We start from the raw sequence: 26182 nt of genomic DNA on the forward strand, positions 1-26182 counted from the left end.
CGCCATGCCAACTATTACTCTTCCCGACGGCAGTCAACGTTCATTCGATCATCCGGTTTCCGTGGCCGAGGTCGCCGCATCCATTGGTGCAGGCCTGGCGAAGGCCACCGTGGCCGGCAAGGTCAATGGCAAGCTGGTTGACGCCAGCGACATCATCGACAGCGATGCTTCGCTGCAAATCATCACGCCAAAGGATGAAGAGGGGCTGGAGATCATTCGCCACTCTTGCGCGCACCTCGTTGGCCACGCCGTCAAGCAGCTGTACCCGACGGCCAAAATGGTCATCGGCCCGGTCATTGACGAAGGTTTCTATTACGACATCGCCTTCGAGCGTCCTTTCACTCCGGACGACATGGCTGCCATTGAGCAGCGCATGCAGCAGTTGATCGAAAAAGATTACGACGTGATCAAGAAAGTCACTCCGCGCGCCGAAGTGATCGAAGTGTTCAAGTCCCGTGGCGAAGACTACAAGCTGCGTCTGGTCGAGGACATGCCGAACGAGCAGGCCATGGGCTTGTACTATCACGAAGAATATGTCGACATGTGCCGTGGCCCGCACGTGCCGAACACTCGCTTCCTGAAATCCTTCAAGTTGACAAAGCTGTCCGGCGCTTACTGGCGCGGTGATGCCAAAAACGAGCAATTGCAGCGCGTTTATGGCACGGCCTGGGCGGACAAGAAGCAGTTGGCGGCTTACATCCAGCGCATCGAAGAAGCGGAAAAACGCGATCACCGTAAAATCGGCAAGCGCCTGGGCCTGTTCCATACTCAGGAAGAATCCCCGGGCATGGTGTTCTGGCACCCGAACGGCTGGACGCTGTACCAGGTGCTCGAGCAATACATGCGCAAGGTTCAGCGCGACAACGGCTATCTCGAGATCAAGACGCCGCAAGTGGTTGACCGTAGTCTCTGGGAGAAATCCGGACACTGGGCCAACTACGCCGACAACATGTTCACCACCCAGTCGGAAAACCGTGATTACGCCATCAAGCCGATGAACTGCCCGTGCCATGTGCAGGTGTTCAATCAGGGCCTGAAAAGCTACCGCGAGCTGCCGATGCGTCTGGCCGAATTCGGTGCTTGCCACCGAAACGAACCGTCAGGTGCGTTGCACGGCATCATGCGTGTACGTGCGTTCACTCAAGACGACGCCCACATTTTCTGCACCGAAGAGCAAATGCAGGCCGAATCGGCCGCGTTCATCAAGCTGACCATGGACGTTTATCGCGATTTCGGCTTTACCGATGTCGAGATGAAGTTGTCCACTCGTCCGGAAAAACGTGTTGGCTCCGATGAATTGTGGGATCGCGCTGAAGCTGCATTGGCCGCAGCGCTAGACAGTGCGGGCCTTGCATATGATCTGCAGCCGGGTGAGGGTGCTTTCTACGGTCCGAAAATCGAATTCTCGCTGAAAGATTGCCTTGGCCGTGTTTGGCAATGTGGTACCTTGCAGCTCGATTTTAACCTGCCTATCCGTCTCGGCGCCGAATACGTCTCCGAAGACAACAGTCGCAAGCACCCGGTTATGTTGCACAGGGCGATCCTTGGATCCTTCGAACGTTTCGTCGGGATTCTGATTGAGCATTACGAGGGAGCATTCCCTGCGTGGCTCGCCCCGACCCAGGCAGTGATCATGAATATCACTGATAAACAGGCGGATTTCGTCGCCGAAGTCGAAAAAACTCTCAACGAAAGCGGATTTCGTGCCAAGTCCGACTTGAGAAATGAAAAGATCGGCTTTAAAATCCGCGAGCATACTTTGCTCAAGGTTCCCTATCTCTTGGTTATCGGAGATAAGGAAGTCGAGATGCAGACTGTCGCTGTGCGTACTCGTGAAGGTGCTGACCTGGGCTCGATGCCCGTCGCCCAGTTCGCTGAGTTTCTCGCGCAAGCGGTTTCCCGGCGTGGTCGCCCAGATTCGGAGTAATTATTATTAAGCGTGAAATGAGACAAGATAAACGAGCTGCACCGAAAGCCCCGATCAACGAGAATATCTCGGCACGCGAGGTTCGGTTAATTGGTGCTGAAGGTGAACAGCTTGGGATTGTGTCAATTGAAGACGCGCTTCTTAAGGCTGAAGAGGCCAAACTGGATTTGGTGGAAATTTCCGCCGATGCAGTACCCCCTGTTTGCAAGCTGATGGACTACGGCAAATCGATCTTCGAAAAGAAGAAACAGGTTGCCGCTGCAAAGAAAAACCAGAAGCAGATTCAGGTTAAAGAAATCAAGTTTCGTCCAGGGACGGAGGAAGGGGATTACCAGGTAAAACTGCGCAACCTGGTACGTTTCCTGAGTGATGGGGACAGGGCCAAGGTATCCTTGCGATTCCGCGGCCGTGAGATGGCCCACCAGGAGCTGGGGATGGAACTCCTCAAGCGGGTTGAAGCTGACCTGCTCGAGTACGGTTCGGTCGAACAGCATCCTAAGATGGAAGGACGCCAGCTGATCATGGTCATCGCCCCGAAAAAGAAGAAGTAATCAACAGGGCACGGCAGGCCTTCTGATTATGTTTATCAACTGAATGCGGAGTATCCGAACATGCCAAAAATGAAAACCAAAAGTGGTGCTGCTAAGCGGTTTCTGAAAACTGCTAACGGTATCAAGCACAAGCACGCTTTCAAGAGCCACATCCTGACTAAAATGTCGACCAAGCGTAAGCGTCAACTGCGCGGTAGCAGCTTGCTGCATCCGTCTGACGTGGCAAAAGTCGAGCGCATGCTGCGCCTTCGTTAATTTTAGTCAAGAATAGAGGAAGTAACTCATGGCTCGTGTAAAGCGTGGCGTCATTGCCCGTAAGCGTCACAAAAAAATTCTGAAACTTGCTAAAGGCTACTACGGCGCACGCTCCCGCGTATTCCGTGTTGCCAAGCAAGCGGTAATCAAGGCAGGCCAATACGCCTACCGTGACCGTCGTCAGAAAAAACGTCAGTTCCGCGCTCTGTGGATCGCTCGTATCAATGCTGGTGCTCGTGTTAACGGTCTGTCCTACAGCCGTTTCATCGCTGGCCTGAAAAAAGCGTCCATCGAGATCGACCGTAAGGTTCTGGCTGATCTGGCAGTGAACGAAAAAGCGGCGTTTGCTGCGATTGTCGAGAAAGCTAAAGCCACCTTGGCTTAAGTACCCCCGACAGTCACCCGGCCTTACCTTTGTGGGGCCAGGTGTTAAACGTCATAAATAGGGGAAGAGCCTTCAAGCTCTTCCCCTATTTTGTATCTGGAGTCTGTACATGGAAAACCTGGATGCGCTGGTCTCTCAAGCACTAGAGGCTGTGCAAAGCGCTGAAGACATCAATGCCCTGGAGCAAATCCGGGTTCACTACCTTGGTAAAAAGGGCGAATTGACTCAGGTGATGAAGACCCTGGGGAATCTGCCGGCAGAAGAGCGTCCGCAAGTCGGCGCCCTGATCAACGTTGCCAAGGAACGTGTCACAGAAGTTCTTAATGCGCGCAAGGCACTGTTTGAAGAGGCCGAACTGGCCGCCAAGCTGTCTGCCGAATCCATTGACGTGACGCTGCCCGGCCGTGGCCAAACCTCCGGTGGTCTGCATCCGGTTACCCGGACTCTGGAACGTATCGAGCAGTTCTTCACCCATATTGGCTACGGCATCGCCGAAGGCCCCGAGGTCGAAGACGATTATCACAACTTTGAGGCGCTCAACATCCCAGGCCACCACCCGGCCCGGTCGATGCATGACACCTTCTATTTCAACGCGAACATGTTGTTGCGCACCCATACCTCTCCGGTACAGGTTCGCACCATGGAATCGAAAAAGCCGCCGATCCGCATCGTCTGCCCAGGCCGCGTATACCGCAGTGATTCCGATATCACCCACTCGCCGATGTTCCACCAGGTCGAAGGTCTGCTGGTTGATCGCGACATCAATTTCGCCGACCTGAAAGGCACCATCGAAGAATTCCTGCGGGTGTTCTTTGAGAAAGAACTGGCCGTGCGTTTCCGCCCTTCGTACTTCCCGTTCACCGAGCCTTCCGCTGAAGTCGATATGGAATGCGTGATGTGCAGCGGTAAAGGCTGCCGCGTCTGCAAACAGACCGGTTGGCTGGAAGTGATGGGCTGCGGCATGGTGCACCCGAACGTGTTGCGCATGTCCGGCATCGATCCGGAAGAGTTCTCGGGCTTTGCCTTCGGCATGGGCGTAGAGCGTCTGGCCATGCTGCGTTACGGCGTGAACGACTTGCGTCTGTTCTTCGACAACGACTTGCGGTTCCTCGCGCAATTTCGCTAGTCGTAACGAATTCTTAGGAGAGCAGGATGAAATTCAGTGAACAATGGCTGCGTGGCTGGGTCAGCCCGCAGGTAAATCGCGACGAGTTGGTTGCCCGTCTGTCGATGGCCGGTCTGGAGGTCGATAGCGTGACCCCGGCGGCCGGTGTATTCAATGGCGTGGTCGTGGGCGAAGTGCTGAGCACCGAGCAACATCCAGATGCCGATAAGTTGCGCGTCTGCCAAGTCAGCAATGGTGCAGAAACCTTTCAGGTCGTGTGCGGAGCGCCAAATGTGCGTCCGGGTCTGAAAATTCCTTTCGCCATGATCGGTGCCGAGTTGCCGGGCGACTTCAAGATCAAGAAAGCCAAGCTGCGCGGTGTCGAGTCCAACGGCATGCTGTGTTCGCAAGCCGAGCTTCAGGTTGGTGAAGGTAACGACGGTCTGATGGAGCTGCCGGCCGACGCGCCAGTGGGCGAAGACTTCCGCGTTTATCTGGATCTGGAAGACGCCAGTATCGAAGTCGACCTGACCCCGAACCGTGGCGACTGCCTGTCTCTGGCCGGTCTGGCCCGTGAAGTGGGCGCTTTGTACGACGCTCCGGTGACTCGTCCAGTTGTGGCTTCCGTTCCAGCAACGCACGATGAAGTCCGTCCGGTCGAAGTTCTGGCGCCGTCTGCTTGCCCGCGTTATCTGGGTCGAGTGATCCGTAACGTCGACCTTTCCAAGCCAACACCGCTGTGGATGGTCGAGCGCCTGCGTCGTGCCGACGTGCGCAGCATCGACGCTGCCGTTGACATTACCAACTACGTGATGCTCGAACTGGGTCAGCCGCTGCACGCATTCGATCTCGCCGAAATCAATGGTGGCATTCGTGTACGTATGGCCGAAGAGGGCGAAAAACTGGTGCTCCTTGATGGTCAGGAAGTCGCTCTGCGTAGCGATACCCTGGTGATCGCCGATCACACACGCGCCCTCGCAATCGCCGGTGTCATGGGAGGCGAGCATAGCGGTGTATCCGCGACGACTCGCGACATTTTCCTTGAAAGCGCCTTCTTCGACCAGATCGCAGTGGCGGGCAAAGCCCGTTCCTACGGTCTGCACACCGATGCGTCGCACCGCTACGAGCGTGGCGTGGACTGGCAACTGGCCCGTGAAGCCATGGAGCGCGCCACCGGCCTGCTGCTGGACATCACTGGCGGCGACGCCGGCCCGATCATTGAAGCCGTCAACGATCAGTATCTGCCCTCGATTGCCCCGATCACCTTGCGTGCCGCTCGTATCAGTCAGATGCTCGGCATGGAAATGGAATCGACTGAAGTCGAGCGTCTGCTCAAGGGGCTGGGCCTGAACATTGCTGTCGAAGGGGCAGGGCAGTGGCGCGTAGAAGTGCCGAGCCACCGCTTCGATATCAGTCTGGAAGTCGACCTGATCGAAGAACTGGCTCGTCTCTATGGTTACAACCGTTTGCCTGTTCGTTACCCGCAAGCCCGTCTGGCGCCGCAAGCCAAGGCGGAAGCGCGCAGCGATCTGCCGGAACTGCGCCGTCTGTTGGTCGCTCGTGGTTACCAGGAAGCGATCACCTACAGCTTCATCGATCCGAAGCAGTTCGAGCTGTTCAGCCCAGGCGTCGAGCCTTTGCTCTTGGCCAACCCGATTTCCAACGACATGGCGGCGATGCGCTCGTCGCTCTGGCCGGGCCTGGTCAAGTCGCTGCAGCACAACCTGAACCGTCAACAGGATCGTGTTCGCTTGTTCGAGAGCGGTCTGCGTTTTGTGGGGCAGCTGGAAGGCTTGAAGCAAGAGCCGATGCTCGCGGGTGTTGTGTGCGGTAGCCGTCTGCCGGAAGGCTGGGCGCAAGGTCGTGATGCCATCGACTTCTTCGACGTCAAGGCCGACGTGGAAGCGGTGCTGGGCTTCGCCGGTGCGCTGGATTCGTTCACGTTCGTACCGGGCAAGCATCCGGCGCTGCACCCGGGTCAGACCGCGCGTATTGAGCGGGAAGGCCGTGAAGTCGGTTTCATCGGCGCGATCCATCCCGAATTGTCGAAGTCGCTGGGGCTGGATCGTCCGGTCTTCGTGTTCGAGCTGGTTCTGGCCGAAGTGGCGTTGGGAAAAATGCCGAAATTCCACGAGTTGTCGCGCTTTCCTGAAGTGCGTCGTGACCTTGCCCTGCTAGCCGACAAAGACGTGGCTGCGAGTGCTGTGCTCGACGTAATCCGTGAAAATGCAGGCGAATGGCTCACAGATCTCAGGCTGTTTGACGTCTATCAGGGTAAAGGCATTGATCCGCATAGAAAAAGCCTTGCAGTTGGCTTGACCTGGCAGCATCCATCGCGCACTCTTAACGACGATGAGGTGAATTCGACGACGCAAAATATCCTCACCTCGCTCGAACAAAGGTTGAACGCCACGTTAAGGAAGTGACGTATGGGGGCTTTGACGAAAGCTGAGATGGCGGAACGTCTGTATGAAGAGCTGGGCCTGAACAAGCGGGAAGCCAAGGAATTGGTCGAACTGTTTTTTGAAGAAATCAGGCACGCTCTTGAAGACAACGAACAGGTCAAATTGTCGGGTTTCGGCAACTTTGATCTTCGGGATAAGCGCCAGCGGCCTGGCCGTAACCCGAAAACGGGGGAAGAAATTCCGATCACGGCTCGCCGTGTGGTCACCTTTCGTCCAGGGCAGAAGTTGAAGGCCCGAGTTGAGGCTTATGCTGGAACCAAGTCATAACGACGAACTACCCGTCATCCCGGGCAAACGCTACTTCACCATCGGTGAAGTCAGCGAGCTGTGTGCGGTAAAGCCGCACGTGCTGCGTTACTGGGAGCAGGAGTTTCCTCAACTCAACCCCGTCAAACGTCGCGGAAACCGCCGGTATTATCAGCGCCAGGACGTGCTGATGATCCGGCAAATCCGCGCGCTCCTTTACGATCAGGGTTTCACCATCGGCGGCGCGCGCTTGCGCCTATCCGGCGATGAAGCCAAGGATGACACCACGCAATACAAACAAATGATCCGCCAGATGATCGCCGAGCTCGAAGATGTGCTGGTGGTACTCAAGAAATAAAATTCCGCTTTTAAATACTTCCGGTTTTCAAAAGCTTGCGATATATTCTTGAGCGTTCTTCGAGGTGAGGAACGGATTCACGCCTAGTCGGGGCGTAGCGCAGTCCGGTAGCGCACTAGCATGGGGTGCTAGGGGTCGAGTGTTCGAATCACTCCGTCCCGACCATTATTCCTGAGTAAAATCAGACACTTAAGCCGATCAGCCAGATCGGCTTTTTTGTGCCTGCGCAAAACCCGCGCAAAACTTGCGCAAAACTACCCGGTGATTTCGCTGATATTCAGATCGGGAATTGCCTCTGACCAGACGATTTCGGCATGATCCTTCTGGTAGTTCTTCGTCATGGTTTCGCTGGCGTGGCCGGCGATCTTCTGACCGTCCTTTCCGGCTTTCTGGTACAGGTGCAGCGACAGCGCTCGCACTTCATGGAAGCCCGGCATTTCCTCTTCCTTCCATCCCTTGTAACAACCCGCCGCTTCCCGGGCCTCTTTGAAGGCTCGCGTCAAATATCGCTCTTCGATCTGCGTCCAGTGGTCCTTCGTCTGCGCCTGCTTCTGCTTTTTGCGATCGGGCCGGCGGTGGATGAGGTACGGTGAGACGATGTCATCCCGGCAACGGCTGATCACCGCTTGGAGTTCTTCGGTCACTTTGAACCGGATCCACGCCGCGTCGCTGGCCTTGGCCGTCTTCTGCTGAACCACATACAAAAACCCTTCCCGGACACCATCGAACCGCATATTCAAGATGTCCGTCCGACGCTGCGCGGTGATCAGTGCCAGGTCGATTGCGTTCTGCAGCCAGAACGGTGACTTCTCCCGGATGGCCTTCAGGCCTTCGACGGTGTGTCGCTTGCGCTGCTTCTTTTCAATTCGATTGATGGTGCTGGCGGCCGGGTTGTCCGGGCACAGGCCTTTGGCCGCTGCGTGGTTGAAGATGTCGATCAGCAGCGCGCGGCACTGGTTGGCAGTGCGTGGGGTGAGGGCGTCCAGCATCTCCGCGATCATGCGGATCGTGATCTGGTCGACCGCTTTGCCTTCGAACTGTTTCCGGAAGCGGCGGAAGTGCACGGCGTACAGGCCCAAGGTCCCTTTTGCCAGTTCCCGCGGCGGCAGCACGTCACGCTCGTATGCATCCAAGAAGCCCGCGAACGATTCCGATGTGCTGCCCATCACGGCGCCGACCAGGTCAGCGCCGCGCATGAACTCCAGATTCAACTGCTTCGCGGCATCGATCGCCTTGATCCGGTCAGACCCGAACTGGAACCACTTACCGTCGGTGGGCCGGCGGTAGCGATAGGTTGAGCGCCGCGAATCGAAATACAGGTTCTGCGGTAGGCTCTTGTTCGCCTTGTTGCGCGGCCGTGGGACCATCATGCAGCTCCTTTCAATACCATCGCGACCAGGTCATTGCCGTCCGACCGGCTGAACGCTGTCCAGTCAACGTACCAGAGTTTGCCGATTTGCTCGCCGGGCACCTTGCCGTTGCGGATGTAGTTGCGGATCGCCTGGGGGCAGGGTGGCGTGCCGTTTTCACCCCAGCGCCGGCGCTGGAATTCACTGATCTTGATCAGCTCTTTTTTCATTGGTGTTCTCCATGCCGCGCGTGGCGGCAGAAGGTGGTGATGGTTCAGGGTTTAAATTCTTCGGCAGGGCACAGCTTTCGCGCGTAATCGAGCAGATCAGTGGACCAGTCGAGGCCGACGCCGTCGTCGAAGGCGAAAAGCATTCCCGCGAGAGCTTTACGCAGGTTTCCTTTTTCTTCGGTCAGCTTGATCACCTCTTCGTGAAGTTGCTCAGCGTGATCTGTCCATTCCTCAGCCATGATTTCGAAATGCTCGGCCGGTTCCCACGGGGAAGGGATAACGTTCGTCACCCAGTCATTCCAAAGCTCAACGCTTTCACCGCGCGCGATACGCTCCTGCTTCATACGCTCACCGAGATCGCGCAACTCCTGGGCGCGCCGCTCGGCGTCTTCTTTGTTTAGGCACGGATACTCTTCGCCAGGGCCAACGCTGTGGATCGCCCAGAGCTTTACGGTTGGTTCGGCCAAAGCTTGGCGAAACACGGAGACTTCATTGCAAAGCGAAGGCCCGCCCTGTGCGACATCTGGGTGGCTCTCCATCAAGGTCAACGCTCGCTCGACAATGTTTCGGTCGAGCGTGATGACCTCGGCGGCCGGGGGCGCTGGCTCCATCATGGCTTCGATGACTCGTTCAATTTCGGACATACAAGTACCTCGCCCGCCGTACACCGGCAGGCTGTTGAGTGGTTGGGGTTATTGCTGGATCAGCTCGGCGGGGACTTTCACCGCGGCGCCGCGCTTGGCGAAGATCACAGCGCGGAACACTGCGATGGTTCGGGTTTCGCCGGGCTGGCGGTTGAACGGGTCGTTTGTCATGTCGGCCAGCCATGGTTGCCGGTGGCCAACATTGACCCAGACGCCGTACTTCGTGATCAGTTGCTCGACGTCAGGCAGGGCGAAGAGATCCAGCTGGCCCGCTACGGCCTGCTGACCACCCTCGATCGCGTTGATTGCCCAGTCCAGCGCCGGGCCGGTCAGTTCCTCGGTGCGGACGCTGACCATGCGGTTCATGGTGCCGGCCGCTTCATGAACGTGATCCAGTGCGTTTTTTCGCGCTTGCCTGACTTGTGGCCAAACAGCGGTTTTTCATCGGTAAGCGCAAGCAGCTCACTGACCGTCACCTGGGTCTCGTTCCACTTGAAGATCAAAATGCCTTCGGGTTCCAGCACCCGGAAACACTCGGCGAAACCCTGTCGAATGTCCTCGCGCCAGTCGGCGGTCAGCATGCCGTACTTGGCCCGCATCCAGCTGTCGACCCCGGCGCGGGTCAGGTGCGGCGGATCGAATACCACCAGGCGGAAGGTTGAGGCCTCGAAGGGCAATTTCCGGAAATCCATCAGCACATCCGGCTCAACTTTCAACACCCGACCATCGCAAAGCAGGTGCTGCTCGTCACGGATGTCGCCGAAAAGCGCGCGCTGGTCCTGCTTGTCGAACCACATCATTCGGCTGGCGCTGCACGGGTCGAGGACCTTCGCTGCTGCACTCATCACCGCAGCCTCTTGTAGCAGTACACGTAGGCGAACCAGGCGAGGGCGATCATGGCGTCACCTCGCATGCTGCCGCTCTCGCGGCGTTGACTTCGTCGATGAGCGATTGCGGGAGCCGAGCTGCGAATTCGCCTTCGGACCACGACAGCGGCTGAGACTGGCGGATCATCTCGTTCAGCAGTTCGAACGCCGCAAGCAGCTGACTATCGTTGATCTCGCCGTCCTCCGGCAGGTCGTCGCAGAAATGGTCTTCCGGGTCGATTTCGCGGGGATAGTTCGGCTCACAGATGCAGAGCTGCACGTCAGCCGGTTCGATATCGCTGTCGATCAGGTAGTCGCGCAGGCTGTCTTCATCGAAGAAGTAGCGGTCTCCATCGAAGATAACCAGAGGCTCGCCGGCCCAGTCCTTGACTGGCATCGCCGCGAATTTTGCTTGGCGCCGGACGTGTCGGCACTCATCGCAGGAGCTGTTGACCTCATAGATGGGGTGATCAGGGTTTACCTCGCAACGGCGGTGAGTTGCGCCGCAGTATCGGGCAAGGTTCTCATCGTCGCCGAAAAACCGACCCCCTACGGAAACCCAGCCGGTTACCGTTTGGAGGCTGGCCGCTTCCGGGGCGTCGTACATGATGATTGGCTTTTGTGCAGGCATGACTTCGTCCTTGCCGCTATAGCGACTAAAAGATGTACAAGGGAATTGGAACCGTACAACTATTGAAACCAGCCGTCCGTAACCGCTTCGACGTCGTTGCGCTTCGTTCGAGCGGGTCTATCTTTGGGGGGTGTTGTAAGCCCCTATCAAGGAACAGGCAGGAGGGCGGTATGAGGCTTCGCGGCGACATCTTCTGGGCTTGGGCAGATCCCGAGATCCACAACCGAACACATGATGAAACTCTCAGTAATGGGACTCACATCGACGTGCAGGTCAGGCTATCGCGTGCCGGCGAAACTCAAATGTTCATCGGTGTTTATGCTGCCGATGGCATGGCGTTGCATGAAGAAACCGTTAACCCAAGGCCGGGTGAATCAATGACCAGAGCTATGGCGTGGGGCGTAGGTCGAGCTCGTCAGTTGGCTACTTCCGGAAGTGCGAGTCGTAAGTCGGTGTCCTCGAAATAGCGGCTGACTTTGAAGGGGGAGGGAGTTGCTGCTCTGTGCTTTACTGGATCAACAGATCCGCATGCTGCATATTTTGAAGGGATGCATCGCTGTGATCCGACTTGTCGTTTTGATATCGATGCTTCCTGGCATAGCGGTGGCTTATGAGCCAAAGCGAGCGGTCAACAATCTTGCCCACGATTATGCTGAGTGCGCAGCCTTTTACACCGTGTCGTCGAAGATACTTCAGGCACAGGAGCCGAAGCTGGCAGAGCGGATGAATAAGGCAGCAATGGACGCGCTGGAGTATTCCATCACGCTAACTAGTGAGAAGCTGACTGACGCGAGGGTAGAAATGGCGATGAAATCCATGATCAAAGATCTGGACAACGACACTTCAAACTTCTCGATAATCTTGAATAAGTACTCAGATCGTTGCGGTGAAGCGATGGCCGACCCTAAGGCCAGAATGGATTACTGGCTCAAGAAGCAAGACTGATCATCCTGCAATCTCCATCGATACCAGATCATGGGCATTCACAACCTTCATGCCGAGCTCGCGGGCAATGTGCACTTCGAGCCGGGCGCCTTTCGACTTCTCCCAGCCGGGCAGGACGGCGACTTGGCCACATAGCCCGAGGCGGGTGAGGTCGTAAGCCATGTAGTCAGCCCAGTCGGCATCGTCGACAACGCCATGCTCGGCAGGGTTTTCGACGACGTAGCCCCGGGCGCGCAGCTCGGCGGCCATCTTGTTGAAGGCGGGGAAGTTGAAGTCTTCGAACCCGGTCATCGGCCCGGCCAGGTACAGGCGGTTGGCGCGGTCGGCCTGAAGAGTGACGCCTGAAACTGCTGGCGCCGGTGACAGGTCGTGCCAGGTGTAAACCTCAAACTCTGCTGGCCGCAGCCCAAGGTGTTTGCCGTTTGGCAGCACCGCCGCGACTGCGCCGTGACTGTTCGTCCATACAGAGAAGATCTGGCCTTCACGACAGATCGGTGCGTCACCCTGCAAGAGTGCGGATGCAACTCCGGGCATCGGATCAGCCGTGACGGTCGTGAACATCTTGACCGTGCGCGGAACACGATCGCCAAACGGGTAGCTTTCACTGCGCTTGTGCAGAGCTGGGCAGTCGATGATGTTTTCTGTGGGCATGGGGCGTCCTATGCCGGGGCATGCCCGGGCGGTGGAGGTTGGGGGGATCAGCTACAGTTGATCCACCAACAACGGAGGTGGGATATGGAATGTTTTATCTGTTCAACCGAAGCGGGCGAGGTGCCGCCGGCTGGTGACTACAAGCAGATTGCTTGCCCAGAGTGTGGCGAATACAGGATCTCAGGCACGGCGATTTCGCTATTCAAAGAGCACAACTGGAAATTCAACATTGAAGAGACGAGGCGCTGGCTGGCCTCACAACAAGGCGGCGGCACCGTCCCATTAATCAGCTCGGAGAGGGCAGCATCGCTGATTTAAGCCGCAGCTTTGAGCGCCTCGATAATTCGCTGGCCCGCGAGTGGCGGTACGGCGTTGCCGGTCATGTGCATGGTCAGCTTGTGGTTGTCAGGGCGCAGCGTGTCTTTCGGGAACGACTGCGCCGCCATGGCCTCGTCAGCGCTGATCATGCGCATCATGTTGCCGTCTACCACCGCCCAGCGATCCAGCGTTGTAATGGTGCCGATCGGGCGGTCAAGGCTGCGTCCGGTCAGCCCTGAGCCTGAACCGTAGTAGGGCATCACGAACCGGTCACCGAAGCGCTCTCGACCATTCTTCACGCGGGTCAGTGTCGACGCGGCGCGGCCTGGCTTGTTGACCGGTGACCACTTGCCGGCGTCGAAGTCGATAATCTCGCGGGCGGGCACATGCTGGTAGCGGGGCAACTGCAAGTGCAGCGGGGCCTTGCTGCGCGAGCAGACCATGAACAAGCGTACGCGGTGCTGTGGGACGCCGAGATCGGCGCAGTCCACGATGTGCGGTGCCAGTGAGTAGCCCAGCCGCTGCATCGCGTCAGCCCACGCTGGGTAGAGAATCCAGTCCATGAACTCCGGTACGTTCTCGATCACCGCGAACTCCGGACGATTGACCTGCGTTCTGCACCGGCGCCCAGGCTGTCGAGCGCGAGTTGTCGTGCTGAGGGTTTCCGGCAGCTTTGCCGCGAGCCTTTGTGTGCCCTTGGCAGCATGGCGAGGCAAGCATCACATCGTGCTTCGGCACATCCGCCCAATTCGCCTGGTGCAGATCCTGACATGCGTGGATCGTGTCCGGGTTATTTCGGGTGTGCCACTCGACTGCCTCGGGCCAGTGGTTTGCGGCCCAAAGAACTTTCAGACCGGCGTTGCGGCCGCCCTTTGTCCATCCGCCAAACCCGGCGAACAAGTCGATTGCTGATTGCATAGGGGATCCTCGCCGGCTGGCGTGATTCGTTGAAGTGGGGTATTGGTGTTCGGCCCGGCGTGGGGCCGGAGGTAGGAGAAGCAGATGGCTACTGATTTTACGAAGGGCCGCTACAACGTCTATTCGGGTAGAGGGCCGACAGCGCCCTTGATTGGTCGCATCGATGAAGATGAGTTTGTGCGAAGCAGCACCGGCGAGCTCCTGTATCGAATCGATGGTGACGAGGTATATACCGCGGGTTCTGCCGCGAAATACATTGGTGATATCACTGAAACGGATGGCGGTCGGGGCATGCTCGTTGATTCAAATCATAATGTCGTGCTGACGATCGTTCCTGAATAATCAGCGCAGCGGGTGAGGGGCGGTCAGGCGCGTCGGACTTTGAAGTGGAGCATTGCCTTGATGCTGTGGCAGTAATCCTGAAGTCGCTCATAGGCCTTATATTTGGCCTGACTGCGAGTGGCTGCCCACACCCTGACCAGATCTTCGCGAGCTTCCCGGTTCCAATCGAGATCATCCCAGTCATGCTTGAACGGCAGAACAAGCCACTCTTTCAGCGGCAACGTCTCGACCATTTCGCCGTACTGCATTTCGTGGGTGGGGTGGTAGTTGCTGATCCGTTTCTTCGGATCTTCGTCCAGCACAACGCCGATGTAGTGACCTCGATCTGCGAGGATCACGCCGGGCTTCCCGTAAGCGATGACGCGTAGGCCTATTTCGGCGGGCACCTGATAGTGCTGCCGGACGTATGCGCAGTTGTGGCTCATGGATTATCTCCAGTCAAGCGCCGCCCTCCGTGACCGGTGGTGGCAATTTGGTTTGGGTTGGGGTATTACGGGTGACCGGCACGAGGCCGGGTAAAGGAGCATCAATGAAAAAGTGGCGCGTATATCTCGAAGGAAAAAATCTGGGTACGGTTGTAGCCGATAGCGAGGCGGAGGCAAAAATTGCTGCGGAAGATCAGTTTGACCTGACTGACGATGAAGGCGACTTGCTCACTGCGGTTGAAGACGACTAAGCGCGTGAACTATTGATGGTACGGCGCGATGATCTCGTCACCCGGATCCACCGATAGTTCGGCCATGCTCCTCTCGTAGAATGCTTGCGACACCTTCTCTGGTATCTCATAAGGTGTCGCGACATTCCGAAGCATCCACTCCTGCGTTTTGAAGTCCGCGCCGATCAGGTTCTTCAGTAGCCGCTGGTGAATGTCCTGCTGGTTGTTGATGCCGTGCGCCGCCATGACTCGCTTGAGGTCGGGCTTGAACACACCCGCCACCTCAACCGTAAACTTCTCGACGCCCAATGCAGCGTCCTTTGCTGCAGCCTTCTCGCGCTTCTTGCGCTGCTTGATGGCTTCCGCCGTCAGCTCCCTTTCCTCGGCCATGGCCTACCTCTTCAATCGCGTAGTTACTGGGTTCAGGCTCGCTGCCAGCGACGTAAGCCTCTGTCAGAAGCCGCTATAATGGCGGATGTGGGCGTAGTGACTATTTGGATGTTCTGTTAGAATATTTGAAAACTATGCGGGTTTTTGGGAATGCGCCGTCCTCAAAATAATTTAATTTCAAATATTCTTAAGTTGTTTCATGGGAATGCAGAGCAGCTCGCGGGTTTGTTTACTTCGATGTATATTAGCGCTGCAATAATAATAGCTAGTTTGCGCGCGGATGAAGTTGGCAGTTTGCCTTTGAATGAGCTTGGAGATTTTCTCGCCGGCGTTTTCGGGCCACTTGCTGTTCTTTGGCTAGTGCTTGGTTACTATCAACAAGGTCGTGAGCTGAAAATTAGCTCTCAAGCGCTCGTCGCGCAGTGTGTAGAACTTTCGAATTCCGTAAGTCAACAGCAGAAAGCCTTAGAAGTATCTACTGATCAGATGATATTGGCAAAAGCAAAGCATGAGTTGGAGATGTTGGAGGTTGAAGAGTCTATTCGCCCTAGGGTTGATGTAGCTTATGTGAACTCGGGTATTTCCAATTCCGGCGAGTGGCTAAATTTCAATTTTCTAATTATTAATGCACCTGCCTACGGTCTGAGAATCTTCTGGTCTGATGCAGGTGGGGAATATGAAGTGCTGACGGCAGGATATATCGGAACGCAGGCGAGAGAGAAATTCCAAGTTAATTTTCAAAAAAATGATGTGTGTATTAGTTTTAATATTACTGTGTCTTGTAAGAATGTTCGGGGAAGGCCGTATGACTACCACTTCACCTATGATTCTTCTAACGGAAAGAGCTTCGTCGAAGCACATGAGCCATCGGCTCCAAAGTTGTTAGGTTAGATCGCCTCAGTTATTTATGTCTATTCAACTGGTACGGTATGGGGCTGTCCATCCATAACGTTGTATTTTCTCCACACCATTTGTTTACTACTTTGTTCGCTCATCGTTTCTATCGGCTCTTGATCATGGCTACCTCTTCGATGCCGCTGGTCGGCAAGTCCAGCCAGATTTGCCGTTTGCGTTGTTGGATTCTGAAGCGTCTCACGCTGCAACCTTCACCTGATTCCAGGCACCAACCGCTTCGAAGATGCGGTAGGCCCGGGCTTCGTCGAGCGACACAGCATCAGGAATCGCAATCCAGCCCGAGGCGACCAGGTGCTTCGGGTTGGCGCTGTCGCGGATCTCTTGGTAGCAATGCTCGATCACTTCTTCGAGGTGGTCGGAGAGATACACACCGTCGGGCGCGACCTCGACCGACTTCAGGTAGCGGTTGCCTGCTTGATCGATGCACAAGGCGCTGAGAAAGATCGTCCACCGGTGGGCGACCTCGCAGACTGCTTGGCCGATCTTCCCGGGTGCGATGTTCTTCAGCGACTTGTAATTGACCATGCCCTGCCGGCCGCTGGGGTCGATGTTCACGACGGCAACGTGGTTGGTGCTGATCAGGGCGCGGCACGAACGCTCGATCCGGGCCTTCAGGTTGTGAGGTTTCCGTTTCGACTTCATAGCGAGTCCGCCATTTTGCGCAGCGCCTTCCGTTCGGCTGCCGATATCGGCTTGGGGCGCCGCTTCAGCGTCGTATCAGGGTCTATTTTCTGCGAGCGGGGCGGCGGCAGTGGTTTGCGCGGCGGACTTTTCAGTTGCTCGATTTGCCCGCCGGCGGCCGGGAACTGGGTGACCCGTGCCGAGATCGCATCGGCGCTTTGTCGCTGCTGCTCGACCAGGTTGAGGTGGTTGCTGATCATGATCACGCTCCTAATCTATGGGCCTGCGCCCGCGCTTTGTCCGCGACTTCATCGACCATCCTGCCAAGCTCCAGATTGAACTGAACCAGTTCTTGATGAAGCATCGCGATGTACTCGTCATCGCGCTTAATGGTCTCGATGTACAGCCGGCAGTCTTCGTCTTGGCGCGGATCGAACGACAGGAAATCCCACCATTCCCGGCCCGTGACGAACATGCAGCCCTGAACCTGCGGCTTGTGTTCGTCGGGCATTCCTTCGAGCCAGGTGCGGACGTGGACGGCTTCGTTGAATGGACACTTCGACTCAATGCCTCCGTCCTCACCAATCAAGCCGTCCGGCGAACAGCCCAGCCAGTCGTATTTTGGGTGAACCACAAAGCCCGACTTGATGACGGTGTTGCCGGTCAGAATTTCGTAAAAGTCGTGACTCGACTGCTCGACCTCGGTACCCCACGCCATCGACTTGCTGCTGACCGAATGTTTCGACCGGTTAGCCAAGCGTTCGAAGGCCAGTTCGCGCATGTAGGTGGTTCGGGCGGCAAGCGGCTTGCGTTTGCCATGCTTGTCACGATCCCCCCAAGCAACTACATCCTTGAACCGGCTCGCTGTAAGGCGCCCGCTGCGATCCTGATGCCATTGCTCGGTGCGCTGAAGATCTACTGAGGCGTTCATTGGTCACCGCCCTGCAGGTCGTTGTCGGCATTGGCGCTTGAGCCTTCGTTGAGGGTCCCGTTACATGGCTACCCCTCTTGTTCGTTGCCGCTACTGGCGCCCTCGGCCAGCCACGGAGAAGATGCAGGTGGGCGGTTATAGGCCGCAGTTTCGTCCGCATCGGAGAGTGATCGAAACACCGGGACGCTATCTTTCGGTGAATGCTTCGTCCATCACTGATGCAATCGCGCTGGGTGCGATCAAGCTGATCGCCAAGGCGCTGCCCAAGACTTATGCCAATCCGTCCAACCACCAGGCCCGGGAAGATATGGCCACCGCCAGCCTGATGGCCGGCATGGCATTTGGCAACGCAGGGGTAGGCGCGGTGCATGCGCTGGCGTATCCATTGGGCGGCCGGTTCAACATCGCCCATGGTGTCAGCAACGCCTTGCTGCTGCCGTACGTAATGGAGTGGAACAAGATGGCCTGCGTCGAGCGCTTCCGTGACATCGCCGAAGCCATGGGTGTGCGTGTCGCCGACCTGAACGACAAGGATGCGGCGGATCAGGCTGTCAAAGCCATGGCGGATCTATGCGCCGCTGTGGATATCCCAACCGGTATGCGCAGTTTCAACGTGCCCGAGGACGCCATCCCGGCGATGGCCGAAGAGGCCAGCGAGATCGACCGTTTGATGCGAAACAACCCGCGAAAGTTGACCGCCACCGATATTGAGAAAATCTACCGCGCAGCCTACTGAGCCCGAAAAGCTGCGACGCCCCAGCCTGCCGGCTCGGGCATCTGACATCACAAGACCAACAATACAGGTGTACTCAATGTCCAACACTACTGCACAGCGGTGCGAAAGCCCGTACATCCCGCTGGGCCCTTTCAAGGTCCGGTTACCGTTCATTCACTACAAAGTCGAGCTGCCGGACTACCTGCAAGGGTTGCTGATGTGCGCCGTGGATCTGGCCGCCATTCCGCTGATGACCGAATTGCTCGGCATGCCATTTGAGGTCGCGCTGGCGGTCGTGATGCTCAACGGATTGCTTTACCTCGTGCACCATTTACTCGGTGACCCGACCGTACCGGGCTGGATTACCCCGGCGGTACCACTGTTGATGGCTTACTGTGCTCAATTTCCAATGGGCCCGGAGCGTGTCCATGCCTTGATTGCCTTCCAGTTGATGTTGGGGGTTTTTTCAATTGCCCTAGGGGCGACCGGGATGGCGAAGAAGGTTGTGGAATATGTGCCCTCCGCGATCAAGTCAGGGATTATCGTCGGTGCCGGCTTGAGTGCGGTGATTGCGGTGTTCCAGGTCGGTGGCAAATTCAATGTGTTGCCGTGGACCATCTCCATTACGGTCGGCATCGCCTTCTATCTGATCTTCTCCCAGCACTTCAACGAGCTGAAGCAGCGCAACCGCTTCTGGTGGAACTTCGCCAAACTGGGGATCCTGCCAATCATTCTGTTGGCGGTAGTGATTGCACCGCTGTTCGGTGAGGCGCCATGGCCAACCATTCAGTGGGGCATCAGCAAACCGGATTTCGCCGGGCTGTGGAGCGACTACACCGTGTTCGGCCTGGGCATGCCGCCACTGTCGATGTTCATCTCCGCGCTGCCGACCATGCTGGCGGTGTACATCATTGTCTTCGGCGATGTGCTTAGTGCGAAATCGCTCCTCGATGAGGCGGAAACTGTCCGAACTGACGAAGTCGTCGACTACAACGCCGATCGCTCTCACCTGATCTTCGGCGCGCGTAATGCGTTCATGAGTATCTTTGGCCCGGATGTCGCCATGTGCGGCCCAAAATGGGCGGCGATGCTGGTGGTGGTGATCGAGCGTTTTAAAGGTGGGCCGAAGGCGATGAAGTCCATTATCGGCGGTGTCGGGTCGTTCCGTTGGGGGACCAACACCGGTCTGCTGTTGTTGCCTGTAGTGACTCTGGTACAGCCGATTCTCGGTGTTGCTCTGTCGCTGACGTTGCTGATCCAGGGGTATGTGAGTGTGCGTCTGGGTATCCTTGAAGCTCGTAGCCAACGCGACTTGGGTATCGCGGGCGTGATCGGTGCGGTACTGGCGATCAAGGGGGCGAGCTGGGCATTCGGGATTGGCGTTGTGTTGTGTTTGCTGATCTACGGCAAAAATTTCTTCAAGGGTGAGGTGGATGGGACATTTGCCAAGGATCTGAAGGCGGCCGATACCAAGCCAGCCAAAGGTGCCGAGTCGCCCACCACTACCAAGCGGGTAGCAGAAGATGCTATGGCTGACTGACAGGTCTGAGTCGCTCGGTCTGACACTATTGTGCTGAGCTTCCTCCCACAGGTTTTGTATTGATCAGGCCCTCTGTGATCAACACTCATCCATTGGTGGGAGGAACCAACGCTCAGGCGCACCGCACGACCGAGAATGGGAAGATCACGAATGACTCGCTCGCAATACTCATGCGTGATTGAGCAGATTTTTTGGCACCCGCCACAGGAAGGAAATCGGTTTTGTTAGATGTGTTTGTTCGCACGAACATCATCAACCAAATCGGCGTTCTTGTTTCTGTGTTTCCCGGGATTGCGTGAAGAACCAAAGAAAAGCCCGCGTCTTGAGCGCGGGCTAAAGGGATCACATAGGAGCTGTAGCTACAATAAAAGGCTGAACGTGAAAACCTTGTGAAAGGCGGGATAGGCTGCAAATTTAACTACCAGATCCGTTCCCACCGCTTCCCCCTTTCCCATCACCTCCGCCTTTCGAGCCACCTGATGGGGTCGGGCCGTTGTCGGTCGTTCCTGAGTCGGCACCGTTGGAAACCGATCCGGTTTTTCCATCTATTCCTTTCGTCGATGTACCAGCGTCTGTACCGGTGCCTACGCCATTGGATTGATCGGATTGTGGCATCGCGGTGCCCGGTGGCAGCGCTGAGCCCTCAGTCGTTTTTTCTGCGGCGATGGCACTGAGCGAGGAAATGGAGAGGATGCTGGCGAGCGTTAGTGCAGCGAATGCTTTCATTTCAATTCTTCCGTGCAGTTGGTGTACTGCGTTGGAAAATCAGTGGGTGGGGAAGGTGCCAGGCGCCAGACGAGTGGCTGTTCGGTTCACCTGGTCTCAAAGCACCCACCAGGGTTCGATCTTGTGGGTCAGACATTGCACAAGAACACCCGGCCATAATTTCGGGTCTTTATCGTCCGCTCGTCGACATCGCAGCACTTCTTGTCCGGGCTCATCCTCAGACGTATATGCGCAGAACCTGCGCCCCAAAGAGGAGAGCGTGCCATGGTAGATGACAATAACGGCCCTGAAGCCCCATACCCGGGCCCAGATGAGAAAGCGCCAGATTCAGGCGAAGGCCATGATTCGGGTCTTGAACGAGCCAGTTCTGAGCCCAAGCAGGGGACTGACGAGAGACCGGAAGATTGGAATCCGCCGCCTGGAAATCCCGGCTCTGACCAAGACGCTCAGACTGATCGGGAAAATGGCGGCGCAAAATAGACTCCGGTCACCTAGCGGTCACAAGAACCTGAATGCTTGAAAGCACTCCATTGCGTTGGTAATTCCCGGATAAAGCCGTAAAAAAGCCGATCAGTCACAGATCGGCTTTTTCGTACCTTGTCACTGCGTTCAGCTATTCTTCGCGTTCAGTTTGCGAAGCTCTTCATAAGTTGCCGACTGTACAAACCAGAAGCCGGAAATAATGCACCAGCTCAGAGTGCCTACAACGAATGTGCCGAGACCGGCGAGAAAGCTGTTGCTTAGCATCACCAATGCGGCGATCCAGATGACTGCAAGTGCAACATAGAGCACGATGTTGTTTACGCCGATAACGAAGTCTTTCACGAGCATTCCTTTATTTATGATGTCCTCTGCCACCCCTGCATGGGATGTCAGTGTCGACATCATATTGCCATCTCTGCACTTCCTGCTAGTCGCTTTGTACACTGAATATCAATCTGGCGCTGGAGAATGCGTCATCCGAAAGCTTCTTCGATTGCAACTTACTCACTCGATGAAAATTCATTACACGCCGGGACTGCTGGCCCCTTGATGTCTGAAACAACGGCAAACTCCCTTTTTTTCAGAAGGTTAGGACGGCCTTATGCGGATGTTTGTCAAAACCGTTGCAACGCTTTCCTTGTTTTTTCTGGCGTTCGGGGCGGAGGCGAGGCAGTTGACGAAGAGTCACCGTTTTGCCTGTAGCTGGGGATCGGATATCGCGGCAGGCGCGCAGCAGTCAAAGTTGTCAGGTATTTCTCTTTACGGCGCCAGGAAGCGTTTGCAGGTGCGCAAGTTCCAGCAACCGTGGATGCGGATGACGGCGATGGGGATTACTGAGCAAACCTACAACAGCGCTTCACGCCTCAAGCCGGCGGCGGTGAAGCAGACCTATTATGAGCAATGTGTTCGCCATGAGTTGGCGCAGCGATAAAGGTCCGAGCCCAGCCGAACACGCTGGGCTTTTTTTGGCTCGCTGCCAATCTTGTGTTACTTCTCGCTTTCGCAATTATCCGTCCAGCCGAAGACGAAGCGATCGACCCACGTGTCGAACCGTGTTTCGTATCTTTCGCTAGTGGCGAGATCACCTATTGAGTTGCAGATTTATGCCCACAGTTTCCCGCCTCACCGCTCTGCTTGATCAGTCCCGCCGCGCCTTGCTGTTGGTCTGGGGCACTTCTCGTGGATTGCTACTGGGGTTGGTGCTCGCAACAGTTGTAGCGGGTGTGCTGCCGGCGCTGGCCGCGTGGTTGGGGCAACGCATTGTCGATGCAGTGGTGACTGCAATGCAGACGCATGCGCAGCTAGGCAGTGCACCGCTTTGGCCGGTGCTGCGTTTTGTGTTGCTGGAGGCCGGAGTGCTGGCGCTGTTGTCTGGCACGCAGCGGGCGCTGTCGGTGCAGCAGTCGCTGTTGCGGGTGCAGTTGGGACAGAGAGTCAACACACTGATTCTAGAAAAAGCCCAAACCCTTTCACTGATGCAGTTCGAAAACTCTGAGTTTTACGACAAGTTGGTCAGGGTTCGCCGGGAAGCTTCGACCCGGCCATTGGCTTTGGTGATGAAGTCCCTGGGATTGATTCAAAACCTGATCATGCTCATCAGTTTCGGCGTGTTGCTGGTGCATTTCTCGCCGTGGGCGCTGGTGTTGCTGGTGGTGGGGGCATTGCCGGTTTTTTTTGCAGAAGCCCGGTTTTCCGGAGACGCTTTTCGCCTGTTCACTCGGCGGGCGCCAGAGAGCCGGCAACAGAGCTACATCGAAACATTACTGTCCCACGAGGCGTACATCAAAGAAGTGAAACTGTTTGGCTTTGCGTCACTGTTGTTGCAGCGCTATCGGGACACTTTCGCCAAATTGTACGCAGAAGACCGTCGGCTGACGTTGCGCCGCGATGGCTGGGGCTTTGTCTTGGGATTGCTGGGCACCGCCGCGTTTTATCTGGCCTATGCCTGGGTGGTGATCGATGCGGTGCATGGCAATATCAGCCTGGGACAGATGACCATGTATCTAGTGCTGTTCAAGCAAGGCCAGAGCGCTGTGAGCAGCAGCCTGAGCGCAATCAGCGGATTGTATGAAGACGGGCTCTATCTCTCGAATCTGTACGAGTACCTCGCCGAACCGGAATTGGTCGCCACGGGGCAACTCACTGTCGGCGTTCATCCGGGTGACGGTTTGCGCTTCGAAAAGGTAGGCTTCCGCTATCCTGGCGTCAGCCATTGGGCCCTTGAAGGCATCGACCTGCATTTGGTGCCGGGACGCAGCATGGCGCTGGTCGGAGAGAATGGGTCGGGCAAGACCACGCTGATCAAGCTGCTCACTCGACTCTATCGTCCTGATCAAGGGCGAATTCTTCTGGATGGCAGCGATTTGCAGGATTGGGAGGAGGGGGCACTGCGTCGCCGTGTCGGTGTGATTTTTCAGGATTACATCCGTTATCAGTTCACGGTCGGTGAAAACATCGGTGTCGGCGACACGCTGGCGTTCGATGATCAGCAGCGCTGGAAAGACGCGGCGGAAGAAGGCATGGCGGCGCCCTTCATCGAAGGACTGGATAAAGGTTATGCCACTCAATTGGGCCGCTGGTTTGCCGGCGGTCAGGAATTGTCGGGCGGGCAATGGCAGAAGATCGCATTGTCTCGGGCTTACATGCGCCGCGACGCCGATATTCTGATCCTCGACGAACCGACCTCCGCGCTTGATCCTGCAGCGGAGGCAGCCGTATTTGAGCACTTCAGTCAACACACCGAAGGCCGGATGACGCTGCTGATTTCCCATCGGTTTTCAAGCGTGCGCAACGCTGATCACATCGTAGTGCTTGAGCGCGGGCGCATTCTGGAGCAGGGCGATCATGAACAGCTGCTCGCCAGAAACGGCCGTTACGCGCATCTCTTTGATTTGCAGGCGAGAGGTTACCGCTAGGAGTCTCGTATGCGAGGGATTTTTGTGGGGCCCGCGATCTGGTTGACGGGTTTACTGTGTAATAAAGCGTCGAGTGCTTTGCGGTAATTCTGTCCACCCAACGCCATGCTGTTGTTGTGGGTTGCACCGGGCACCAGCAGCAGGCGTTTTGGTTCGCGGGCCGCTGCGAACAATTGTTCGCTGAAGCGTGGCGGCACAAACGCGTCAGCGAGTCCGTGCACAACCAGCAACGGCATGTGGATGTCAGCGATCTTGTCGATGGAGTCGAACTTCTGCGACAGCAGCCAGCGTACGGGCAGCGAAGTATTGGCGACGGCAGCGGCGACGTCGGCCAGTGTGGTGAAGGTGGATTCGATGACTAACCCTTTTACCGGCAGCGGCGAGTGATCTTGCGCTGCCCGCTGGCCCAATTCAGCGGCCAGATCAATCGCCACGGCGCCGCCGAGCGAATGGCCATATATCAGGCGCTTTGCAGGATCTGGTTGCAACAGCTTGAAGCGTTCCCACGCGACGCGCGCGTCTTCGTAGACGCTGCGTTCTGACGGCAGATCGCCAAGACTCTGGCCGAAGCCCCGATAATCGATCGCCATTACCGAATAGCCGGCCGCGCGCAGTTGCTCAATGCGGAACAGCTGCCCGGTGAGGTTCCAGCGCACGCCATGCAGATAAAGAATGGCCGGAGCGTTGGCCCGTTCCGCCGGCCACCACCAGGCGTGAATGCTTTGCCCGGCCTTGAAACTTTTCGGTTGCAGATCAAGCTCCTGAACACTGCCAGGCAAGCCGTGATACCAGCTCGCCGTGCCCGGTTCGATCCGAAACAGCAACGTACGCTCGGTATGTTGCAACACGCCGCAACTCGCCGGTACACCGATAATCAAGGCGACCATGCAGGCGAACGCCAAGCGGCGGCGCCGAAGACGGTTCATGAAGGAGTGGAACATTTAGGGGGTTACCGGTGCGCGGACAAAGATTGCTTTTTTAACAGATGCCCGCGCCGGCGCGTGACATTTATGACCAGCGTCATCAGCCAATCTTTACAAGATGCTGCAACGGTTCAGCTCACCTGCAACACAATCTTGCCGATGTGATCGCCGGACTCCATGTACGCATGCGCCAAATGCGCATCGGTCAGCGCAAAGACCTTGTCGATCATCGGCAAACAGCGTCCGGCAGCCAGCGCCGGCCATACGTGTTGACGCAACTGTTCGGCGATCTCGGCTTTTTCATCGGCGGTGCGAGCACGCATCAGCGAGCCGGTGACGATCGCGCGTTTGCTGAGAATGGCTTGCAGATCGACGTCCTTGGCATGGGCACCGCCAAGAAACCCCAACATAACCAGCCGGCCATCCATCGCCAGCGCGCTGATGTTCGCGTTCAGGTAAGAGCCGCCCATGATATCGAGGATCACATTGACGCCTTTACCTTCGGTTTTCTCACCGATGACCTTTGCGAAGTCTTGTTCGCGATAGTTGATCGGTTCAGCGTTCAGGTCGCCGACAACGGCGCATTTATCGGCGCTGCCGGCAGTGGCGAACGCTTGGATGCCGAACTCCTGGCACAACATCAGGGCTGTGGTACCAATGCCGCTGGTGCCGCCGTGGATCAGCACACGCTGACCTTTTTGGGCGGCGCCGAGACCAAACAGGTTGGCCCACACGGTGAAGAAGGTTTCGGGAATAGCCGCCGCTTGTACCCAATCCAGTCCATCGGGAATCGGTAGTGTCTGTCCGGCCGGGACGGCGCAGTATTCGGCATAACCGCCGCCGTTGGTCAGTGCGCAGACTTTGTCGCCTACCGCAAACTGACCGACACCGTTACCGACAGCTACTACTTCGCCGGCGATTTCAAGGCCGGGAATCGGGTTCATGCCCGGTTTCATCGGATATTTACCGGCGCGTTGCAGGGCATCCGGGCGGTTGATGCCGGCGGCATGGACACGGATCAAGACTTCGCCTTGTTCCGCGACCGGCACCGGGACGCGTCTGGATTGCAGCACGTCGGGGCCACCAGGCTGGGTGATTTCGATACGAGTCATTTCGTCAGGCAAGTGCATAGAGTGCTCCTGTTCAGATGTAGTCAGAGTTGCGACCGCGCCGGGACGCAAA

Annotated in this window: 32 protein-coding genes, 1 tRNA gene and 2 pseudogenes; 19 read left to right on the forward strand and 16 right to left on the reverse strand. The window is 56.8% G+C overall.

Translation table 11 applies throughout. The features are described 5' to 3' along the window. Window positions 1–4 precede the first annotated feature (4 nt). From thrS to GIW69_RS17790, 9 genes are all read left to right on the forward strand, one after another. Window positions 5–1927 carry a threonine--tRNA ligase gene (thrS, locus tag GIW69_RS17750; RefSeq protein ID WP_236484099.1) on the forward strand — a complete coding sequence of 641 codons (1923 nt, stop codon included), beginning with the start codon at window positions 5–7 and terminating at the stop codon, window positions 1925–1927. Further along, window positions 1927–2478, forward strand: a complete 552-nt coding sequence (gene infC / locus GIW69_RS17755; RefSeq protein WP_170947229.1) for a translation initiation factor IF-3 — start codon at window positions 1927–1929, stop codon at window positions 2476–2478. Before thrS ends, infC begins: the two co-directional genes overlap by 1 nt. Before the next feature lie 60 nt (window positions 2479–2538). Next, the gene (rpmI, locus tag GIW69_RS17760) at window positions 2539–2733 is read left to right on the forward strand and encodes a 50S ribosomal protein L35 (RefSeq protein WP_002553160.1); all 195 of its coding nucleotides are present in this window, start codon (window positions 2539–2541) and stop codon (window positions 2731–2733) included. Window positions 2734–2761: 28 nt separating this feature from the next. Then, window positions 2762–3118: a 50S ribosomal protein L20 gene (gene rplT, locus GIW69_RS17765; protein ID WP_002553161.1), complete on the forward strand. Its 357-nt coding sequence runs from the start codon at window positions 2762–2764 to the stop codon at window positions 3116–3118. A gap of 109 nt (window positions 3119–3227) precedes the next feature. Then, window positions 3228–4244 (forward strand): phenylalanine--tRNA ligase subunit alpha, encoded by a 1017-nt coding sequence (pheS, locus tag GIW69_RS17770; RefSeq protein WP_123330878.1) that lies wholly within the window; start codon window positions 3228–3230, stop codon window positions 4242–4244. 26 nt (window positions 4245–4270) lie between these two features. After that, on the forward strand, window positions 4271–6649 hold the full coding sequence (gene pheT / locus GIW69_RS17775; protein WP_236484100.1) for a phenylalanine--tRNA ligase subunit beta: 2379 nt from the start codon (window positions 4271–4273) through the stop codon (window positions 6647–6649). 3 nt (window positions 6650–6652) lie between these two features. Further along, on the forward strand, window positions 6653–6955 hold the full coding sequence (ihfA, locus tag GIW69_RS17780; RefSeq protein ID WP_002553164.1) for an integration host factor subunit alpha: 303 nt from the start codon (window positions 6653–6655) through the stop codon (window positions 6953–6955). Then, entirely contained in the window at window positions 6936–7292 is a 357-nt protein-coding gene (locus GIW69_RS17785; RefSeq protein WP_003179985.1) for a MerR family transcriptional regulator, read from the forward strand. The genes ihfA and GIW69_RS17785 overlap by 20 nt, the downstream gene beginning before the upstream one ends. Window positions 7293–7380: 88 nt before the next feature. Next, window positions 7381–7457 (forward strand) — tRNA-Pro (locus tag GIW69_RS17790). Between the two features lie 89 nt (window positions 7458–7546). On the opposite strand, the gene GIW69_RS17795 is transcribed toward GIW69_RS17790, so the two are convergent. The 6 genes from GIW69_RS17795 to GIW69_RS17820 are packed head-to-tail and all read right to left on the reverse strand — an operon-like array spanning window position 7547 to window position 11012. After that, entirely contained in the window at window positions 7547–8659 is a 1113-nt protein-coding gene (locus tag GIW69_RS17795) for a tyrosine-type recombinase/integrase (RefSeq protein ID WP_236484144.1), read from the reverse strand. Then, window positions 8659–8871, reverse strand: coding sequence for a hypothetical protein (locus tag GIW69_RS17800; RefSeq protein ID WP_076567171.1), 213 nt, complete (start codon window positions 8869–8871; stop codon window positions 8659–8661). Before GIW69_RS17800 ends, GIW69_RS17795 begins: the two co-directional genes overlap by 1 nt. Window positions 8872–8915: 44 nt before the next feature. After that, a complete protein-coding gene (locus GIW69_RS17805; protein ID WP_236484101.1) occupies window positions 8916–9515 on the reverse strand; it encodes a hypothetical protein in 600 nt (199 codons plus the stop codon). Window positions 9516–9563: 48 nt separating this feature from the next. After that, window positions 9564–9881, reverse strand: a complete 318-nt coding sequence (locus GIW69_RS17810; protein WP_236484102.1) for a hypothetical protein — start codon at window positions 9879–9881, stop codon at window positions 9564–9566. Beyond that, on the reverse strand, window positions 9878–10360 hold the full coding sequence (locus GIW69_RS17815; RefSeq protein WP_236484103.1) for a class I SAM-dependent methyltransferase: 483 nt from the start codon (window positions 10358–10360) through the stop codon (window positions 9878–9880). The genes GIW69_RS17810 and GIW69_RS17815 overlap by 4 nt, the downstream gene beginning before the upstream one ends. 49 nt (window positions 10361–10409) lie before the next feature. Beyond that, the gene (locus GIW69_RS17820; RefSeq protein WP_236484104.1) at window positions 10410–11012 is read right to left on the reverse strand and encodes a hypothetical protein; all 603 of its coding nucleotides are present in this window, start codon (window positions 11010–11012) and stop codon (window positions 10410–10412) included. Between the two features lie 170 nt (window positions 11013–11182). Here GIW69_RS17820 and GIW69_RS17825 point away from each other — a divergent pair, with 170 nt between their 5' ends. After that, entirely contained in the window at window positions 11183–11479 is a 297-nt protein-coding gene (locus tag GIW69_RS17825; protein WP_236484105.1) for a hypothetical protein, read from the forward strand. 61 nt (window positions 11480–11540) lie between these two features. Then, entirely contained in the window at window positions 11541–11957 is a 417-nt protein-coding gene (locus GIW69_RS17830; RefSeq protein ID WP_236484106.1) for a hypothetical protein, read from the forward strand. Here GIW69_RS17830 and GIW69_RS17835 read toward each other — a convergent pair whose 3' ends face one another. Continuing rightward, window positions 11958–12608 carry a DUF4406 domain-containing protein gene (locus tag GIW69_RS17835; protein ID WP_236484107.1) on the reverse strand — a complete coding sequence of 217 codons (651 nt, stop codon included), beginning with the start codon at window positions 12606–12608 and terminating at the stop codon, window positions 11958–11960. A gap of 84 nt (window positions 12609–12692) precedes the next feature. Here GIW69_RS17835 and GIW69_RS17840 point away from each other — a divergent pair, with 84 nt between their 5' ends. Continuing rightward, on the forward strand, window positions 12693–12926 hold the full coding sequence (locus GIW69_RS17840; RefSeq protein WP_236484108.1) for a hypothetical protein: 234 nt from the start codon (window positions 12693–12695) through the stop codon (window positions 12924–12926). Here the strand turns inward: GIW69_RS17840 and GIW69_RS17845 are convergent. Next, window positions 12923–13844: pseudogene (locus GIW69_RS17845) on the reverse strand (DNA cytosine methyltransferase). The gene GIW69_RS17840 and the pseudogene GIW69_RS17845 overlap by 4 nt on opposite strands. 84 nt (window positions 13845–13928) lie before the next feature. Between GIW69_RS17845 and GIW69_RS17850 the strand changes: the two are divergent. Further along, a complete protein-coding gene (locus GIW69_RS17850; protein WP_236484109.1) occupies window positions 13929–14186 on the forward strand; it encodes a hypothetical protein in 258 nt (85 codons plus the stop codon). A gap of 23 nt (window positions 14187–14209) precedes the next feature. Here GIW69_RS17850 and GIW69_RS17855 read toward each other — a convergent pair whose 3' ends face one another. Next, entirely contained in the window at window positions 14210–14611 is a 402-nt protein-coding gene (locus tag GIW69_RS17855) for a hypothetical protein (RefSeq protein ID WP_236484110.1), read from the reverse strand. A 104-nt stretch (window positions 14612–14715) separates the two neighbouring features. Here GIW69_RS17855 and GIW69_RS17860 point away from each other — a divergent pair, with 104 nt between their 5' ends. Then, window positions 14716–14862 carry a hypothetical protein gene (locus tag GIW69_RS17860; RefSeq protein WP_236484111.1) on the forward strand — a complete coding sequence of 49 codons (147 nt, stop codon included), beginning with the start codon at window positions 14716–14718 and terminating at the stop codon, window positions 14860–14862. A gap of 9 nt (window positions 14863–14871) precedes the next feature. Here GIW69_RS17860 and GIW69_RS17865 read toward each other — a convergent pair whose 3' ends face one another. After that, entirely contained in the window at window positions 14872–15231 is a 360-nt protein-coding gene (locus GIW69_RS17865) for a hypothetical protein (RefSeq protein ID WP_236484112.1), read from the reverse strand. Window positions 15232–15381: 150 nt separating this feature from the next. Here GIW69_RS17865 and GIW69_RS17870 point away from each other — a divergent pair, with 150 nt between their 5' ends. Beyond that, window positions 15382–16122, forward strand: a complete 741-nt coding sequence (locus GIW69_RS17870; RefSeq protein WP_236484113.1) for a hypothetical protein — start codon at window positions 15382–15384, stop codon at window positions 16120–16122. A gap of 201 nt (window positions 16123–16323) precedes the next feature. On the opposite strand, the gene GIW69_RS17875 is transcribed toward GIW69_RS17870, so the two are convergent. The 3 genes from GIW69_RS17875 to GIW69_RS17885 are packed head-to-tail and all read right to left on the reverse strand — an operon-like array spanning window position 16324 to window position 17698. Further along, the gene (locus GIW69_RS17875; RefSeq protein WP_236484114.1) at window positions 16324–16788 is read right to left on the reverse strand and encodes a hypothetical protein; all 465 of its coding nucleotides are present in this window, start codon (window positions 16786–16788) and stop codon (window positions 16324–16326) included. Beyond that, window positions 16785–17027, reverse strand: coding sequence for a hypothetical protein (locus GIW69_RS17880; RefSeq protein ID WP_236484115.1), 243 nt, complete (start codon window positions 17025–17027; stop codon window positions 16785–16787). Before GIW69_RS17880 ends, GIW69_RS17875 begins: the two co-directional genes overlap by 4 nt. A 2-nt stretch (window positions 17028–17029) precedes the next feature. Next, window positions 17030–17698, reverse strand: a complete 669-nt coding sequence (locus tag GIW69_RS17885) for a lambda exonuclease family protein (RefSeq protein WP_236484116.1) — start codon at window positions 17696–17698, stop codon at window positions 17030–17032. A 187-nt stretch (window positions 17699–17885) separates the two neighbouring features. On the opposite strand from GIW69_RS17885, the pseudogene GIW69_RS17890 reads away from it, so the two are divergent. Continuing rightward, window positions 17886–18434 (forward strand): annotated as a pseudogene (locus tag GIW69_RS17890) (iron-containing alcohol dehydrogenase); the annotation flags it as partial. Window positions 18435–18510: 76 nt separating this feature from the next. Continuing rightward, on the forward strand, window positions 18511–19953 hold the full coding sequence (locus GIW69_RS17895; RefSeq protein ID WP_236484117.1) for a hypothetical protein: 1443 nt from the start codon (window positions 18511–18513) through the stop codon (window positions 19951–19953). A gap of 1335 nt (window positions 19954–21288) precedes the next feature. Here GIW69_RS17895 and GIW69_RS17900 read toward each other — a convergent pair. Continuing rightward, window positions 21289–21504, reverse strand: a complete 216-nt coding sequence (locus GIW69_RS17900) for a hypothetical protein (RefSeq protein WP_236484118.1) — start codon at window positions 21502–21504, stop codon at window positions 21289–21291. 259 nt (window positions 21505–21763) lie between these two features. On the opposite strand from GIW69_RS17900, the gene GIW69_RS17905 reads away from it, so the two are divergent. Next, complete coding sequence (locus tag GIW69_RS17905) at window positions 21764–22093, forward strand: hypothetical protein (protein WP_236484119.1); 330 nt, start codon at window positions 21764–21766, stop codon at window positions 22091–22093. 172 nt (window positions 22094–22265) lie between these two features. Continuing rightward, complete coding sequence (locus GIW69_RS17910) at window positions 22266–24077, forward strand: ABC transporter ATP-binding protein (protein ID WP_236484120.1); 1812 nt, start codon at window positions 22266–22268, stop codon at window positions 24075–24077. Here GIW69_RS17910 and GIW69_RS17915 read toward each other — a convergent pair. Both GIW69_RS17915 and GIW69_RS17920 read right to left on the reverse strand, forming a co-directional pair. Continuing rightward, complete coding sequence (locus tag GIW69_RS17915) at window positions 24074–25018, reverse strand: alpha/beta hydrolase (RefSeq protein ID WP_236484121.1); 945 nt, start codon at window positions 25016–25018, stop codon at window positions 24074–24076. The genes GIW69_RS17910 and GIW69_RS17915 overlap by 4 nt on opposite strands. Window positions 25019–25131: 113 nt before the next feature. Beyond that, window positions 25132–26130, reverse strand: coding sequence for an NAD(P)H-quinone oxidoreductase (locus GIW69_RS17920; RefSeq protein WP_236484122.1), 999 nt, complete (start codon window positions 26128–26130; stop codon window positions 25132–25134). Window positions 26131–26182: the final 52 nt, after the last annotated feature.

It is taken from the genome of Pseudomonas syringae (assembly GCF_021605415.1).
Classification (GTDB): domain Bacteria; phylum Pseudomonadota; class Gammaproteobacteria; order Pseudomonadales; family Pseudomonadaceae; genus Aquipseudomonas; species Aquipseudomonas syringae_S.